Origin of the sequence: Fulvimonas yonginensis (assembly GCF_037137055.1) — a bacterium.
GTDB classification, from domain to species: domain Bacteria; phylum Pseudomonadota; class Gammaproteobacteria; order Xanthomonadales; family Rhodanobacteraceae; genus Frateuria_A; species Frateuria_A yonginensis.
In genome coordinates this window covers 522,199-538,630 of sequence record NZ_JBBBNY010000001.1, presented here as the reverse complement: position 1 = coordinate 538,630, position 16,432 = coordinate 522,199, and the positions used below count along the sequence as shown (strand labels likewise).

General features: G+C 66.2%; 12 protein-coding genes. 1 reads left to right on the top strand and 11 read right to left on the bottom strand.

Annotation, left to right across the window (positions count from 1 at the left end):
* Window positions 1-7: 7 nt before the first annotated feature.
* The 11 genes from WAT24_RS02355 to WAT24_RS02305 all read right to left on the bottom strand — a co-directional run bounded on the left by WAT24_RS02355 (window position 8) and on the right by WAT24_RS02305 (window position 14,641).
* Window positions 8-3,004, bottom strand: coding sequence for an HsdM family class I SAM-dependent methyltransferase (locus tag WAT24_RS02355; protein ID WP_336806210.1), 2,997 nt, complete (start codon window positions 3,002-3,004; stop codon window positions 8-10).
* Window positions 2,985-3,476 carry a hypothetical protein gene (locus WAT24_RS02350; protein WP_336806209.1) on the bottom strand — a complete coding sequence of 164 codons (492 nt, stop codon included), beginning with the start codon at window positions 3,474-3,476 and terminating at the stop codon, window positions 2,985-2,987. Before WAT24_RS02350 ends, WAT24_RS02355 begins: the two co-directional genes overlap by 20 nt.
* A gap of 307 nt (window positions 3,477-3,783) precedes the next feature.
* Window positions 3,784-5,019, bottom strand: coding sequence for a tyrosine-type recombinase/integrase (locus WAT24_RS02345; protein WP_336806208.1), 1,236 nt, complete (start codon window positions 5,017-5,019; stop codon window positions 3,784-3,786).
* Window positions 5,020-5,433: 414 nt separating this feature from the next.
* The gene (locus WAT24_RS02340) at window positions 5,434-6,537 is read right to left on the bottom strand and encodes a hypothetical protein (protein ID WP_336806207.1); all 1,104 of its coding nucleotides are present in this window, start codon (window positions 6,535-6,537) and stop codon (window positions 5,434-5,436) included.
* Window positions 6,538-6,808: 271 nt separating this feature from the next.
* Entirely contained in the window at window positions 6,809-7,948 is a 1,140-nt protein-coding gene (locus WAT24_RS02335) for an NAD(P)/FAD-dependent oxidoreductase (RefSeq protein ID WP_336806206.1), read from the bottom strand.
* Window positions 7,949-7,972: 24 nt separating this feature from the next.
* Window positions 7,973-9,211 carry a dicarboxylate/amino acid:cation symporter gene (locus WAT24_RS02330; protein WP_336806205.1) on the bottom strand — a complete coding sequence of 413 codons (1,239 nt, stop codon included), beginning with the start codon at window positions 9,209-9,211 and terminating at the stop codon, window positions 7,973-7,975.
* Window positions 9,208-9,975, bottom strand: a complete 768-nt coding sequence (locus tag WAT24_RS02325) for a L,D-transpeptidase family protein (RefSeq protein ID WP_336806204.1) — start codon at window positions 9,973-9,975, stop codon at window positions 9,208-9,210. The genes WAT24_RS02330 and WAT24_RS02325 overlap by 4 nt, the downstream gene beginning before the upstream one ends.
* A gap of 64 nt (window positions 9,976-10,039) precedes the next feature.
* A complete protein-coding gene (locus tag WAT24_RS02320; protein WP_336806203.1) occupies window positions 10,040-10,891 on the bottom strand; it encodes a MurR/RpiR family transcriptional regulator in 852 nt (283 codons plus the stop codon).
* Entirely contained in the window at window positions 10,891-11,988 is a 1,098-nt protein-coding gene (locus tag WAT24_RS02315; protein ID WP_336806202.1) for a dipeptide epimerase, read from the bottom strand. Before WAT24_RS02315 ends, WAT24_RS02320 begins: the two co-directional genes overlap by 1 nt.
* Window positions 11,989-12,070: 82 nt before the next feature.
* Entirely contained in the window at window positions 12,071-13,471 is a 1,401-nt protein-coding gene (locus WAT24_RS02310; protein WP_336806201.1) for a C40 family peptidase, read from the bottom strand.
* 18 nt (window positions 13,472-13,489) lie between these two features.
* Window positions 13,490-14,641 (bottom strand): DUF819 family protein, encoded by a 1,152-nt coding sequence (locus WAT24_RS02305; protein ID WP_336806200.1) that lies wholly within the window; start codon window positions 14,639-14,641, stop codon window positions 13,490-13,492.
* A 246-nt stretch (window positions 14,642-14,887) separates the two neighbouring features.
* Between WAT24_RS02305 and WAT24_RS02300 the strand changes: the two genes are divergently transcribed.
* Window positions 14,888-16,390: a transglutaminase-like domain-containing protein gene (locus tag WAT24_RS02300; RefSeq protein WP_336806199.1), complete on the top strand. Its 1,503-nt coding sequence runs from the start codon at window positions 14,888-14,890 to the stop codon at window positions 16,388-16,390.
* Window positions 16,391-16,432 lie beyond the last annotated feature (42 nt).

The following is a 16,432-nucleotide window of genomic DNA, read 5'->3' as shown; positions in this document are numbered from 1 at the left end:
CGCGGCCTCAGTACGAGGCCAAACCAGAGCACATGCCGCGCTGCAAAACGTCGAGCGCTAACAGATGCGCTTGGCTCTTGCTCCAATAGCGTGCATGCCTGAGACGTCCGATCAACCAATCGCCTTCCGCCAGTTGTAGGCGGATCTCCGAAGTCATCAAAGGATCGCCTACGCGCCTGAGTACGTCACGGATGCCCTCAGCATCGAATACCAATGACGCTCCAGACGTGACGCGCAAGAACTGCCACAGGCCATCATCCTTGGAAAGCGTAATGGGCATGACATCGACATCACCGCCCTCGGCTTCTGAAAGCAGCGCCCTCAAGGAAGATGCGAATGCGGGAATCCGTGGATCGTCCCGCGAAATTTCGGCGACGCTCAGCGACTGGCTCTTAGGAAACGGACTTTCATAACGCAGCGCGTCGGCGACTAAGGCTTGATCATGAACGGTCAAGCCATAGATCTTGGCCACTAATGCGTTGATGTCACACCAGGGAGATTTCCCGCCACGGATCGCCACTGCCAGCTCTGCCACGTTCCGCTTTATGGATGTCGAAAGCGATGTCCAAGGAACAACAGGGAAGTTGCCGTAGTCATCCTTGTTGAAGATGTCGCGCTCCACGCCGAATTTAGAGCTCGTCATGAGCACCCAATACATCAGCAAGTCTGCGTAGGACAGTACGTAGAGATAGTCACCGATGGCGGACCTGCCCTCAGGGATGTGCACGCCATAGAACGAGCGGCTAAAAGCCACGTCACCGTCCGTCCAAAGTGCACCACGGTGCGCGATGTCCTGTTTGGGCGCTTCGCGGAACAGGAGATGGGGCCCCTTGTAAATGCTAGGGTTGCGAGGCCACTGCAAGGCTAGTGCGGGATAACGGTGCTCGATACGGCTGAGAGCACGCGTCTTGACGGTGAACAGCGGTTTATCGGTACCTTCTAGCACCGGAAGGCCACGCAGCGATGTGGCATCTAGGGCGTTCTGCGTCCCAGCAATAAAGCCCTGAGCAATTTCCAGCCTTTCTTGCGAAAAGTACTGTCGCATCGAGATGCGCGGTTCTGCACCCAAGCGCGAGATCAATTCCAGATCCAGCGCCGAGCCTCGCGCTAGCGTCTTGAATACGTGCGGCACGCTTGCCGCCATGGCGACGGGGACCGGGATCGCCGACCGTGGGTCAAGACGAAACTCGCGCCGACGGGCCAGTGCCGGTTCGTGGCGCGGCACAAGGAAGTAAAACGAGTCCTCCGGCCCGGCAGGCTCGTTTATAGACACCAGCGCGCAAAATGGCTGTGTGTTGGACGGCCATATCCGGCGATCCTTTCGTAGGAACACGCCGTTGAGGATGCCCGTGACCCGAGTGCGCTCGAACCAATGGGTCCGGGCGGCGGCGGCCTCTTCGCTGAAGAGCAAGCGCGCATGCACTAACAGGCCAATCACCCCTGAGGGCTTGCACCATTGCTGAGCGCGCCAAAGAAAAGCCAGATCCGGCCACTGATTGGGAACCAGGCTCTTGGCGCGAACCGGTGAGGCGCCATCCGCATCCCAAGGAACTTGGTCCAGGAGCTTTTTGAAGCGTCCCGGGAGGCGTGTCCATGGCGGGTTGGCCAGCACGATGTCGAAGGGCCCTAACTTACGCAATGACGAGCTCAGACTTCCGAGTGCCGCGTCCTCGCTTGTTCCCAAATGAGCCTGATCGACACAACGCAGCGTTCCATCGAACAACCGCTCAAAGCGCAGATCGCTGAGCGGCTGCGGCTGTGGATCGAGCTCCAGTGCCGCTAGATACAAGCTCAGGGCGGCCATTTTTATCGATGTTGGATTGATGTCCAGGCCGCACAGCTGCTGCGTGAGAATGCGCCGCAACGCCAACCGACGTGGGCGCTTGCCATGATGCAGCCAGTATTCGGCCGCCAGCCGGCGATAGGCTAAAACCAGGAAAACCCCGGCCCCTACGGCTGGATCAAGCACCCGTGCACAGTGACGCTGTTCCGCCGGCACGGCGCCAAAGGCACCGTCGACGAGCAATTCGGCGATGTTTCGGGGAGTGAAATGGATGCTGGTCTGGCGCGCCGTCTCGGGCATGAAACGGTGCGCAAAGTGCTCGTAGACCTGGCTCAGTACATCCACCGGGATGTGTTGAAAGCGCAACCCATTCCAGTCCAACGACAGTTGGCCACCCGGCGCTCGCGACATGACGTTGGACAACACAGTGCACAGCAGGTCCACTGAGGAACCAAGTCGCGCCATGAAGTCGACATAGTCTTTAGTTCCCAGCTCGAGCAGATCGCCATTGAAGGTGAGATCCAACCATTGGAACGTCGCTATCAGCGCAGCCGGAGTGGCAAACAGTTCCTCGGGCCGCTCGATACCCGGGAAGAGGGCCGTGATGTCGTCTCCCGCCACGATGTTTCGGTCCACCAAAAACCGGGTGAAGAGCGCCCGACCGATCAGCGAGACCACATCGCCGTCAGAGAGCAGCTCCGACGGAAACGCCGCTCGCAATCCGTCGGCGGCATCCGTCAAGAGCTTGAACAGCAGATCGTCTAGCCAAAGTTGATCGGCACGCTTCTGCGTGGATCCTTCCGTATTCCCATTAAGCAGAGTGCGAAGCCCGACAGCGTTGTCGGAAAGAATCTCCCTGTCGATGGCGGGAAGTTCATCGGCCCGGTAGAACCCGATCGGATAGATGCTCGTCGACGCCGGGCTAGACACTGCCAGATAGGCCGCATCAGCGCGGCATGCCAGCGTGCGTATCAGCTGGATCAACTGCTCCTTAGGCGGAGAGCCTGCAATTGCCGGTGCCTGGAGCACATAAAGGGCGGCCTTGCCCGCCACCTGGATCACACCATCGGGCAGTTCCTGCGTGTCCGCGCCAGGCCGACGCGCGGGGGCCATCAAGTCCATGTAGCGCAAATGGCGCGCGGTCGGAGTTCCGCGCAGGTCGACGTAGGCATCACGCGGCACGCCAAGCCGGTCAGCGATCTCAGCGGGCTTGGCGACCACGACGGTCCTCCTGATGTGAAGGCCCCGACAGGGATACCAAGCCAAGCGCGAGTTCACGCTGAGCCGGCATGGCCACACCAACGAACGCATAGACAGCGAGCCAGATCGGCTCCAGGTCCAGTGCTACCGACAGGGCTCCCTGCGCCTCGCTGCCAACGGCCCACGCACCATCGCCAACTTGGTTGATGTACAGGCGGACGGTGCCGCCGGTCAGCGCAGCCCGCATGTCGAGGCGAGCGCGGAGTGGCGCGGAGAATGCGGCAATCGAATGCAGGGACAGGCCCAAGCGCTGATGCAGTTCCGCAACGGCACGAAAGAAGGCCAGATCGGCGATCGTGAACTGGCGCGCGGTCCGGGGTTTGGCTTTGACTTGATTAAATGGAGGTAGGGCAGACAGCCACCGTTGCAGATCGGTGCGACTGAGCCCGAGCAGCTCACGCACATGCACTGCGGTGTAGTGAATTCCGGCCATCGTGGAACCAAGTATGGCAGATCTGCTTCAAATTTGAAGCAGATCTGGGCTGAGGTCGAGACGTAGTCTAAAAACCACAACGTCCCTCCAATGGCACTCTTCAGCGGCTTGCTCTTAGCCGCACTTGCCGGTGCACGCACGAAGGGTGTTCCGCCCTAGTCTCATGCGCTTGGACGCACCCATGGCGATAGTTCGGAGCCAGCAACAGAGCGCACCGCCCAGGACACGGGTCAGGCTGAGCATCAAGCCACGCGCTCGATAAGTTTGCTTCCGTCCGTCGACTAGCGGCCCAGGACACTCCGCCTCTCTAACCGGGCCGGCGTGCCCGCGTGGTAACGCCGGTACTCTTACCCTTGTTACGCATCGGGTCTTCTAGGAAATCGGCCCAATCCTGCATCATGGACCTCCGCTCTTCCATGTACTCGGCGTGGTTGTAGCTGGCGCGGACCTTGTTACGTTCGGAGTGTGCCAACTGACGCTCAATCACATCCGATCGATAGCCCATCTCATTGAGGAGAGTGGAGGCCGTCGCGCGAAATCCGTGCGCCGAGAAGCCGATACTGCCCTTTCCGTTGAATCCCATACGCTCAAGCGCACGGTTCAAAGTGGTCGCGGTCATGCACTCCTTTGGGTTTCTGTAGTTCGGAAATAGAAGCCCACGGCCGCCCGTATAGGTTTGCAGCTCTCGCAGTAACACCACGGCCTGCTCGGATAGCGGCACTATGTGCGGCTCTCGCATCTTCATACGCTCTGCCGGTATCCGCCATTCAGCGTCCTGCAGGTTGAATTCGGACCATTCGCCCTTTCGAAGCTCGACAGTGCGAACGAACGTCAGCAGCATCAACCGCAGTGCGATTACTGTCGTGCGATAGCCGCCGTACTTGTCCACTGCTTCCAGGAAGGTGACGATCTCGGAGCGAGAAAGCGGCTTGTGGTGCTCGACCTTGGGGCGATGAATAGCTCCCTTCAACGCAGCAGCAGGATCGCCGTCAGCGCGCAGCGTTGCGACCGCATATCTAAAGATGGCCGAAGACCATTGGCGAACCAACAAGGCGACCGTCTCGGCTCCGCGTCCCTCGATGCGGCGAACTATTTCCAGCAAATGTGCGGATGTCACGCTACGGATCGGTAGCTTCCCGACGTAAGGAAACACGTCGGACTGCATGAACCGCGTCACTTGTCGCGAGTAGTACGCGGTCCACCTCGGAGACTTTTTCGAGATCCACTCCTTCGCGACAGCCTCGAAGGTGTTCGCACTTGCCGCCTGATTCGAAAGGCGTTCGGCCTGCCGATTGTGAGAAGGATGGACTCCCTGTTTCACCAACGCCCGCGCCTTGCCGTGCTCAGCACGCGCTTCTGCGAGGGCGATGCTGGGGTACTCACCAATGGCGAACAGGTTCTCCTTGCCCGCGATGCGATAGCGGTAGCGCCACAGCTTCGCCCCCGTAGGACGCACTTCAAGATAGAGACCGCCGCCATCAGCCAGCTTCGCCGGTTTCGGGCCGGGCTTGGTGTTGCGGATCTTCGCGTCTGTGAGTGGCATGGTGCGGGTATCGGGTCTTCGGTACCCGCAAAGGTACCCGCACTTTCTCTGGCTTACAACGGACTCCCGTGGACACCAAGAGACTTCAAACCTAGTCCTGTAGCCACATTGGAAGCAAACCGTAGACTGCCATGGATCCCCATGGACGCCGATGCCAGTTGTCGATCAACAGGAGCATGGCAGGCCGGACCGGGACATGATGCTCTGCATCATAGCCGCAGCAGCGCCGGGCACGAAGGAAAGCCGCCCCGAGGCCCTGCCCGTCCCGTCGCGACGAGACGTCATGGCACAGGCGGCCTGCACCCCCAGCCGCCCGCCCCCCTTGGGTGGACGCAGCGAGCCGAGGGATCGCAACCCCGGGGCCGAAAGCCGTTCCAGGCGCTCGAAGAAGAAGGCCGTCCGTGGCCCCCCGGATCAGTTCAGATCGCCATTGGCATCGTCGGTGCACCTCCGCTCCCGCAGGAAGTCGAAGCCGATGACCGTTTTGCCGTTCGCGACGGCTTTCAGTGACTGGTAGATGTCCTGGCACTGGATCGCGACGTCGGAGGTCCTGAACAACAACAGCAGATCCAGGTCGCCGTCGCCGTCGACGTCCTTCAGGTAGCCGTAGTGGCCGTTGTCGCTGATGACCCTGGCGCGGCCATTGCCGAACCTGACGCTGCGCGGATCGATCGACGCCGCATCGAACCCCTTCGTGGTGAGCACCGCGACCCGCAGCGTGGGTTCGCTGGCGAGGTCGATGGTGTTCACGCGCTGGCCGGGCTTGATGTCGACCCGCGGGGGGAACTTGTTGAAGCCGATGAGCTTCATCAAGGTGAGCGGATCGACGAAAGGCTGCGCCGCATGGGACGTCTGGCTCGTCGTGTAGCTGGCCGAGGCGGGAGCGGCGCCGGTGCCCGGCGGGTACGGCTCGAAGACCACGTCATCGATCTGGAAGTTGTACACACCCTTTGGCGTCTCGAACGTGACACGCACGAGGTTGGTGGAGCATTGCGGGTCCAGCAGCGTCCACACGTAGCCCGCCGTCAGGTTGTTGTAGACGCAGATATCCCCTTGGGCGGTCTCGACACCCACGTTGACGGCGTTGGCCAGGACGCGCACGCGCTTGATGCTGAACGGCTGCGGCGTTCCCGTGTTGTCGGGATGGTAGGTCATCTGGACCACATTGCCCGGAAGCATGGTGGCCAGAAACCGCGGCTCGTTTTCCGGGTGCGGCAGGGAAGTCAGCGACAGGACCGGAATGTCGCGTTCGTACATGAGGTGGAAGTGATCGATCAGCTTCGGCCCCAGTCGCGGGTCGGGCGGATTGACGTTGATCTCGAAGACCATGCCATCTTCCTTGTAGGGCTGATTGACCACGAACGTGCTGCGGGCGGCATCCGTGATCTGGCTGAGGCCGACCGGATCATCGAAGCCGATCAGGATCTCTTGCGCCGTCGCCGGGCCGGCCCACCCCATGCCCGCGAGCGAAAGCGCGATCGCAAGCCTCTTCGAATACGTTGAACTGGCGGTTTTCATCGTGTGCCCCTCCCCTCTGCGTGCGGGTTGCTCCGACGCATCCGGGGGGCGTGGACGGGTGTCGGCACGGACAGCCGTGCGGCACGCAGGCGCAAACCGGTAGCGACCCAGGGTCGCCACACCTCCGGTTGCGAGGCCCACGACCACTTCTGTGGAATACCGATGCGCCGACGGAAAGTATTCTCGCAGCCGAATTAACCGGCCGTGCCGGGCGCGTAACGGATGCCTTGGAAGGCGCACCTCGTCCCGCGAGGTGCGCGTTTCGCGCCGTCTAGCTCGACGAGCGCACCGGCCGCGGCGCCAGCAGGCGCGCGTCGATGCCGGCGTCCGCCAGATGACCCGGCAGGGGGCGGCCGAGCGCCAGGTGGGCGCAGGCTTCGCCCATCGCGGCGCTGGTCTGGATGCCGTAGCCGCCCTGGGCGGCGACCCAGAAGAAGCCGGGCGCATCCGGCGCGAAGCCGCCGACCAGGTCGCCGTCGGCGACGAAGGAGCGCAGGCCCGCCCAGGTGCGGACCGGGCGGCGGATCTCCATCGTGGTGGCCTGCTCGATGTGATGGATGCCGAGCGCGATGTCGTACTCCTCCGGCTGCACGTCGTGCGGCTCGACCGGGTCGGCGTTGGCGGGCGAACCGAGCAGCAGGCCCGCGTCGGGCTTGAAGTAGAAGGTCTCGGCGATGTCGCAGACGAAGGGCCAGCGGTGCACGTCCATGCCGGCCGGCGGCTCGAACACGAAGGCCGAGCGCCGCTTGGGCGTAAGGCCCAGCGGCGCCACGCCGGCCATCACGGCGACCCGATCGGCCCAGGCACCCGCCGCGTCCAGCAGCAGCGGCGCGCGGAAGGTCTCGTCCTGGGCCCGCACCTCCCAGCCGGACGCGGTACGCTCGATCGCGTCGATCGCGACGTTCAGCCGCAGCTGGCCGCCACGCGCGCGCAGCCCGCGCAGGAAGCCCTGATGCAGCTCGTTGACGTCGATGTCGGCCGCGCCCGGCTCGTGCATGCCGATGTGTGCCGCCTCGGGCCGCAGCACCGGCACGCTTTCGCGCAGGCGGGCGGTATCGTGCAGTTCGAGATCGCGGGTGAACGGGAGGATCGCCTCGTATTCGGCACGCACCCGCTCGGCGTCCGCGGCCGTGCCGATCACGATGGCGCCGCGTCGTGTGAGGATCGGCGCGCTGGCGAAGCCCGCCGGCGGCGCGGCCAGGAACGGCCGCGTGGCGCGCGTCAGCGCACGCACCTGCGGCGAACCGTAGGTCTCGCTGAACAGCGCCGCCGAGCGGCCGGTGGAATGCATGCCCGCGTAAGCCTCGCGCTCGAGCACGATCACGCGCGCATGCGGGGCGAGGAAGTAGGCGACCGAGGCGCCGGCCATGCCGGCGCCGATCACGATCACGTCGCTGTCGATCAGGCTCATACGGAAAAAGGTGGTTGGGGGTGATCAGGCGGTGTCGCGCCGCGACTGGCGTGCCACCACGCCGGTAGCGGTGACGTCGGCGGTGACGTTGCCGAGGGTGGCGAAGGCGTCCGGCAGCGTGTCCACCGCCAGCATCAGGCCCAGCGGTCCGACCGGCACGCCCATGGCCTGCGCCACCGGCAGGTTGGTGGCGATGAAGGTGACCGCACCCGGCAGGCCGACCGAGCCCAGGCTGATCACCACCGCCAGCAGCGCGCCGGCGACCAGCTGGGTGGCGGACAGGTCGATCCCGTAGGCCCAGGCGATGAACGCGGCCGAGGTCAGGTACTGCACCGGGCTGGTCAGACGGAACAGCGTCACCGCCATGGGCAGCACCAGCGCGTTGACCTGCTTGGGATAGCCCAGCCGCTGCTCGGCGCTTTCCAGCATGGCCGGCAGCGAAGCCAACGACGACTGCGTGCTGATCGCCACCGCCTGCGGCGGCAGCAGCGCGGCGACGAAGCGACGCAGGTTTTCGCCGCCCCAGAACACCGCCACCGCGTACATCATGGCGGTCACCGCCAGGTACAGCAGGATCTCTGCCAGCACGTACACGCCCAGCGCGCTCAGCATGCCAAGTCCCGAGCGCGCGCACACGCCCAGGATCAGCGCGAACACGCCCACCGGCGCCGCCCACAGCACCCAGCGCACGATCACGATCATGGCGTCGGCCACCGCCTGGAAGAATTCGACCAGCATCGCGCGCCGCGCCGGCGCGATGCGGGTGAGCGCGAAGCCGAGGAACAGCGCGAACACCACCAGCGGCAGCATCGCGCTCTGCGCCGCGGCCATGATGGCGTTGTTCGGCACCATGGCGGTGAGCGCGTCGGTCCAGCCCACCGGCGCACGCTCCGCCGTTGCGCCGACCACCGCGTGGTCGAGCGCGCTGCGCAGCGCCGGGTTGTGCGGGAACAGTCCGAACAGCGCCGGCGCCGCCGCCGCGGTGAACAGCGCGCCGAGCAACAGCAGCAGCACGATCACCACGATGGCGCGCCGCGCGATGCGTCCCGAGGCCGCCGCGTCCGTGGCGGTGTTGACGCCCACCACCACCAGCGCCAGCACCAGCGGCACCACGGTCATCTGCAACGCGTTGAGCCACAGCCGACCGAATGGCTGTGCCGCGCCCGCCACCTGCGCCGCCACGGCCGGGTCCCAGGCCGCCAGCGCCAGCCCGACGACGGCACCGGCCGCCAGGCCGGCGAGCACGCGCGCGGTCGGACTCATCGTGCGCCCCCGTCGAGCAGCGGCAGCTTCCACGCCGCGCGGAGCTTCGCGTAGGCCGGTCGCGGCAGCAGCACGAACACCGGGTGATCCTCCGGCCGCAGCCAGCCGAGCAGGCGCCGCATCAGGGAGGGCGCCATCGCGGTGCAGCCGGTGGTGGCATCGTGCGGCGACTTCCACAGGTGGGCGAAGATGCAGCTGCCGCCCTGCGCGCGCTGCTGCGGGTTGTGCTCGATCACGAAGCCCTGGCGGTAACGCTGGTCGCCATGCACGTGCAGGTCGCGGCGCATCGGCTCGGTGGAACCCTCAACCGCCTTCTCGCCAACCACGCGGGCGTCGACGATGCGGTTGTAGTGCGGCGAGCCGCTGACGTCGACGCACCAGTCGCTGGCGCTCAGCGCGCGGTAGGGCATCGCCGTGGCGGCCGTGGCGGCGTAGCCGAACGCCTCGCCGATGTCGAACACGCCCGCGGGGCTGCGCAGGTCGCCTTCGCGCTTGACTGGCCCGTCCTGGCGCGGCGCGTTGAGGCCCAGGCCCCAGGCGGCACCGGCCTTGCCGATGGTCACCGGGGCCGGGGCGCCGACTTCCTTCCAGCCGCCGGCGGATCGCTCGAAGGTGCGCAGCATGCCGTGGTCCGCGTCCCAGTCGGCCGTGGTGACCACCACCATCTGGCGGGCCTTCGCCCACGAGGCAGCCTCGTCCTTCGCTGCGGCCGGCCCGGCGGCAGCGAGGGCCAGGAACAGCGGGAGAATGATTCGGCTGCGCATGAAGCAGGCACCTCGAACGATCGTCGTGTGTAGGAGCGAGCTCCTGCCGGGAAAAGGCATGGCGTCAGGGCTCCAGCATCAGCTGGATGCGATCCAGGTTGGCCAGCAGCTGGGCGTGGCGGTCGTCGTGCTCCTCGCACAGGTGCACGAACACGTTGTCGAGCAGGTGCTGCAGCGCGGACTGGTAGAGCAACGGCTGGATGTACGGCCGCTCGTCGTGCGCGCTGACCAGCAGCGCCATGTCGGCCAGCGTGCGCAGCGGGTTGGCGGTGTGCCGCGTGACCGTGATCACCTGCCCGCGCCGCTCGCGGAAGTAGCGCGCGATCTTGCACAGCGCCGGGTGGTTGCCGTGCTCGGAGAACACGATCAGCACGTCGCCGGCGCCTGCGGCCGAGACGTTCGCCGTCATCCGCGCGGTATCGAAATTGTGCACGGTGAGGATGCCGAGCAGCGACAACCGCAGCGCGAAGTTGCGCGCGTAGATGTCGTCCTCGCCCAGGCCGATGATAAAGACCTTGCCGGCGCGGCCCGCCTGCTCGATGGCGGCGGCGATGGCGTGGAGGGTCTGCGGGGGATTGATCAGGCGGGTGGCCTCTTCCGCCTCGGACTTGCGCCGCCACAGCGCGCCGGCGCCTTCCTCCTCGCCGCCGCCCGTCTGGGCGACGGCCGGGACGTCGCCGTTGTCGGCACGCGCGATCGCCTCGCCGACCGAGTACTTGAGGTCCGGATAGCCCTTGAAGCCCAGCTTCTGCGTGAACTTGACCACGCTGGACTGGCTGATGCCCAAGGCGTTGGCCAGTTGCTGGGACGAGTAGTCGCGCAGCAGCTGCGCGTTCTCCAGGATGAAGTCGGCGATGCGCCGCTCCACCGCCGACATCTGGTCGCGTTCCGATCGGATTTTGACCAGCGGCGACATCAAGCGGCGATCCTCTCCAGACCGCGGATCTCGCGGATGCCGAGCCCCGGGGCGTCGGTCACCGAGATCTCCGATTCGTTGAAGATTACCCCACCGTCGACCGGGTTGAACTGCGCCAGCGATGGGCCATCCAGGTCGACCTTGCTGATCGCGTCGGCGCGCGCCACCGCCACGTGCACGGCGGCCGCCACGCTGATCGAGGTCTCCAGCATGCAGCCGATCATGCAGTCGATGCCGTGCAGCGCGGCGATGTCGGCGATCTTGATCGCGTTGGAGATGCCACCGGTCTTCATCAGCTTGATGTTGATGATGTCGGCCGCGCGCATGCGGATCAGCTCGATCACCTCCATCGGGCCGAACACGCTCTCGTCGGCCATCACCGGCGTGTGTACGCGCTCGGTGACGTAGCGCATGCCTTCGAGGTCGCGCGCCTTGACCGGCTGCTCCACCAGCTCGAGCTTGATGCCGGCCTCTTCCAGCGTCTGCAACGCGTAGACCGCCTGCTTGGCGGTCCAGCCCTGGTTGGCGTCCAGGCGCAGCAGCGCGCGGCCTTCGACCGCCGCATAGATCGCCTTGACCCGCTCGATGTCGACGCCGATGTCCTTGCCGACCTTGATCTTCAGCGACTCGAAGCCGCGCTCCACCGCGGCCACCGAGTCGGCCACCATCTTGTCGATGTAGTCCACGCTGATGGTGATGTCGGTGGTGATCACCGGGTCGCCGCCGCCCAGCAGCTTGTACAGCGGCGCCCCGTAGAGCTGGCCCCAGAGATCGTGGATGGCGATCTCCACCGCCGCCTTGGCACTGGAGTTCTTCTCCATCGAGCCCTGGATCAGGTGGGTCAGGCGGTTGAGGTTGGCGATGTCCTGGCCGATCAGGCGCGGCGAGATGTAGTGCCGGATCGCGTCGACGATCGAGCCGTGCGTGTCGCCGGTGATCACCGCGGTGGCCGGCGCCTCGCCATAGCCGATCTGGCCGGTGTCGGTGTGCACCATCACCACGATGTCCTCGACCTGGTTGACGGTGCGCAACGCGGTCTTGAACGGCGTCTTCAGCGGCACCCGCAGCATGCCGAACGTGATGTCTGTGATCTTCATGGTTGGCTGGTCGTCGTCCTGTGCCGAGACATCCTCGACGCCGTCGATGCGCAAGGGCGGTGACGGTGGGAGGCAATGGGAATCACGGCCGCATGCGCACGTTGCTGGTCATGTGGTCGATGAAGGTGGAGTCCTTGCCGGCGAGCATGGGCAGCAGCGGCGTGACCGAGACGGCGTTCAGCTTCACCTGTGCGATGGTGCCGTCGGCCTTGCGATAGCTCATGCCGAGCACGTCGTGGATCACCCACGGCTGGCCCTGCCACTGGCCGAGCGAGAGCATCACGTGACCGGGGATGTAGATCAGGTCGCCGAGCTGGAGCTGACGTGCGGCGCGCAGGCGCTCCTCGTGGGTGCTGTCCTTGCCGAAGGTCCGCTTGGCGAAGGCCGGGCTCACCCCCTGGCTGGAGGTGTTGCGCGGCATCTGCACGCCCATCGAGCGGTAGACGTCGGAGACGAAGCCCGAACAGTCGCGCCCGTCGTAGGCGTGGCCCCAGCCGTAACGTTCGCCGAGGAACTTGAAGGCCTGCGTGATCAGGTTGCGCGGGGTCAGCGGCAGGTAGTCGGGCGCGGTATCGGCGTTCTTCTGGATCAGCGCGGGGCTGAAGGCGAGCGAGCCGTCGGCCTGGCGCACCGGCAGCTCGATCACGTGCGCCGCGTAGGGCGTCTGGCCGTTGACCGGCTGGTCCGGCGGCAGGTCGGTGAGCACCGGCACGCGCGTGCCCATGTCCAGTTCCACCTGCGAGACCGCCGGCGCCTCGCGGGTGTAGACGGTGTGGACCTTGGCACCGGTGACGACACGGTAGGGCGTCTTGTCGACGTAGGCGAACACCTCGGCCTTGCTGCCCTCGGCGATGTTCTTCGCCTCGGTCCATGCGGCGTAGCGCGGGCTCACCACGAACAGCCAACGACCATCGCGCGTGGCGTGGGCGATCACCACCGGCGTGCCCGGAAACTCGGCGGTCTCCTGGAAGCGGTCGATGTCGGTGTCGCCGGGATGGCTGAATACCCGCAGCGTGGTCGGGAAGGTGCGCAGCGCGGCGCGGCGGACCACCATGCCGTAGCGCGTCCGCTGGCTGGCGGGGATCGCATCCAGCGCGCGCGCGTCGGCGATCGCCTTGAGCGTGGCCTGCGGCACCGGCCTGCCGTCGACATCGTAGAGCGGCTTCGCCGGCACCCCGGCCAGGTCCTCGATCCAGCCGCGCACCTGGCTCGCGCTCAGCGTGGGCGGCAGCTTGCGCAGGTCGTGCATCGAGGGGTCCTGCGCGAACAGCCGCTGGTTCTGCGCCTCGATCTGGCGGCGGTCGAGGATCACCCGGTCCGGCTGCGGCTGCAGGCCGATCCAGAACTGCGGCGTCAGCTGCGCCTCGCCCACGCCCAGCACGCCCGAGGGCGGGACCGGCAGCGTCGAGACGTCGTCGCGCGCGTGCAGCGGCTGGGTCGCCAGCAGCAATGCCAGCATCGCGGAGGAAACGAAGGTTCGCATGGTCGTGGTCCTCATGGCTCAGCCCCCGGCCAGCATCGACATGATCGACGCCACCAGCAGGCCGAAACCGGTGCCCAGTATGTAGCCCAGCAGGGCGAGCAGGATGCCCACCGGCACCAGCGCGCGCGAGTAGCTCGCCGCCAGGATCGGGGTGGCGGCCACACCGCCGATGTGCGCCAGCGAGGAGATCCCGCACAGGTACAGGTCGAAGCGGAACAGCTTGGCGAATCCCACCAGCAGTATCGCGTGCAACGTGATCACGGTGGCGCCGCACAACAGGTACAGCGGCGCCGCCCCGATCCCGTGGAAATTGCTCTGCGAGGCCAGCACCGCCACCACGCTGATCAGCAGCGCACCGGAGATGGTGCCAGCACCCGGGAACCGGGCCAACGGCGTATGGGCCACCAGCAGGCCTGCGCCGGTGGAGAGCAGGATGGTCCAGGTGGTCGCGCTCACCATGGCCGAGGTCGGCAAATAGGTCGCCACCCAGGCGGCCAGCGCCGCCACCAGCAGGGCCATACCCAGCCACAGCAGCACGCTGTCGGGCGTCGTCGGGCCGCTGGCACGCACCTCGGCCACCTGGATGTCGCCGCTGGAGGTCGCGCGCGTCCATCGGTTGAAGGCCGGCGCCAGGCGCGCGACCGCGAACAGCACGACCACCCACATCGAATAGCACAACGCATCGGTGAGCAGGCTCATCGCCAGGTGCTGGTCGGACATGCCGATGGCCTGCTTCACCGCGATCATGTTGGCGGTGCCGCCTACCCAGCTGCCCGAGAGCGCCGCCAGCGGGTGCCAGTCGTCCCCCGGCAGCCAGCGGTGGTAGATCAGGAAGGTGGTCAGGAAGGCGACGAACAGGCTCACCGTGGTGCAGGCGAACACCCCCAGCACGCGCGGCCCCAGCGCAAGGATCGCGCGCAGGTCGCAGTTGATCATCAGCAGGAACAGCAGCGCCGGCACCATGCGCGAGACCAGCATGGACTGGGCCGCGCGGATCTCGTCGTTGACCTGCCACAGTCCGGACACCGCCAGCGCGGTCACCAGCAGATAGGTCAGCACGATCGGCGGCAGCACCTCGAACACGCGCCAGCCCGTGCGCCGCTCGAGCGCCGGAAAGGTACCGGCAGCGAGCAGCATGACGGCCAGGTACGGCCAGACGGTGTGGATCACGTGTCTCCCCTCATTGGCGACCAAGCTGCGCCGGGCTACCCCTGTTCATCCCGTGACCCGCCGCGCTTCCGCGCCCGCCGCCGCGGTGCGGCCGCCGCAGGCCACGCCGGAGTCCGGGCGTAGAGCGATGGCCGGGCTTTGGGAATAGGTCATTCTTCACGCATTGATTTGAAGCATAAATTATTGACCACCTTTTGCAAGCATGCTACACAAGATCTTGATGCCAACTGGCGGGGGCGTTGAGCCATGACGAGGGTGCCAGCGACACGGCGGAAACACGGATCGGCAAGCGGCCGGCTGGCATGCACGGTGCTGGCCGGGTTGCTGTGCTGCGCGCTGCCGGCGCTGGCCAGCCTGCCCCCGCCGGGACCGCCGGCCATCGTGGCACAGATCGACCAGGGCCACTTCGCCGCGGCCCGCCAGGCGATCGACCAGGCGCTGGCGCGGCCCGGCCTGGATCCGGAGACGCGGGCGGCGCTGGAATTCCAGCGCGAGCGGATGCGCAGGATCCTGCTCGACTTCACGCTGACCGCCGAGCAGGCCAAGGCGCGCATCCGCAAGCAGATCCCCGATCTCACCGACGCGGAATTCACGCGCTGGGACCGCGCCGGCCTGCTCGAGCACATGGTCATCGACGGGCGCACGCTCTATTTCAACCGCGCGCCGTCCAACCTCTACCGGCTCAGTGCCGAGGCGCGCGCCCGTCGCGCGGTGCAGACGCCGATCGTCGACGGCCCCAACGAGACGCTCAACGACCACCACCGCGCCGCCTTTCGCGAAGCGGTCGAAAGCGGCAAGACCGGCGTGCTGCCGATGCGCGTGCGGGTCACCCAGACCGTCACGGTCCACGCCGGCGCGGTGCCTGCGGGCGAGACGGTCAAGGCCTGGATCCCCTACCCACGTGCCATTCCCGGCCAGCAGGACGACATCCGCCTGGTCGCCAGCCAGCCGGCCGGCGCCCGCGTCGCGCCGGCCGACACGCTGCAGCGCACCGCCTACCTGGAGGCGCCGGCCAGGGCCGGTCAGCCGACCGTGTTCAAGCTCACCTACGAGCTGACCCTGCGCGCGCAGGTCCACCCGATCGACCCGGCCAAGGTGGTGCCGGCCACGATCACGCCGGAACTGAAGCCCTTCGTCGAGGAGCGTCCGCCGCACATCGTCTTCACCGACGACCTGCGCGCGTTCTCGCGCAAGGTGGTGGGCGAGGAGAAGAATCCCTACCGCATCGCGCAGAAGCTGTTCGCCGCCGTGGACAAGATTCCCTGGGCCGGCGCGCGTGAGTACTCGACGATCAGCAACATCAGCGACTACACCCTGCACGCCGGCCACGGCGACTGCGGCGAGCAGACCCTGCTGCTGCTCACCCTGCTGCGCCTGAACGGCATCCCGGCGCGCTGGCAGTCCGGCTGGATGTTCTCCGACGGCGACTACGACAACATCCACGACTGGGGCCAACTCTACCTCGCCCCCTACGGCTGGGTGCCGGTGGACGTGACCTTCGGCCAGCTCGAGCCCAGGCCCGGCGACGATCCGCGCCTGCGCTGGTTCTACCTCGGCGGCCTGGATGCCTACCGCATCGCCTTCAACGACGACTACAGCCGACCGTTCGTGCCGGCCAAGACCTTCCCGCGCTCGGAAACCGTGGACTCGCAGCGCGGCGAGGTCGAGTGGCGCGGCGGCAACCTGTACTTCGATCAGTGGGATTACCACTTCGACTGGCAGTTCCTGCACGGACGCGACAAACCATAACCACAGCCATCAGAAATCGACCCGGCGTCGATGGGGAGTAAA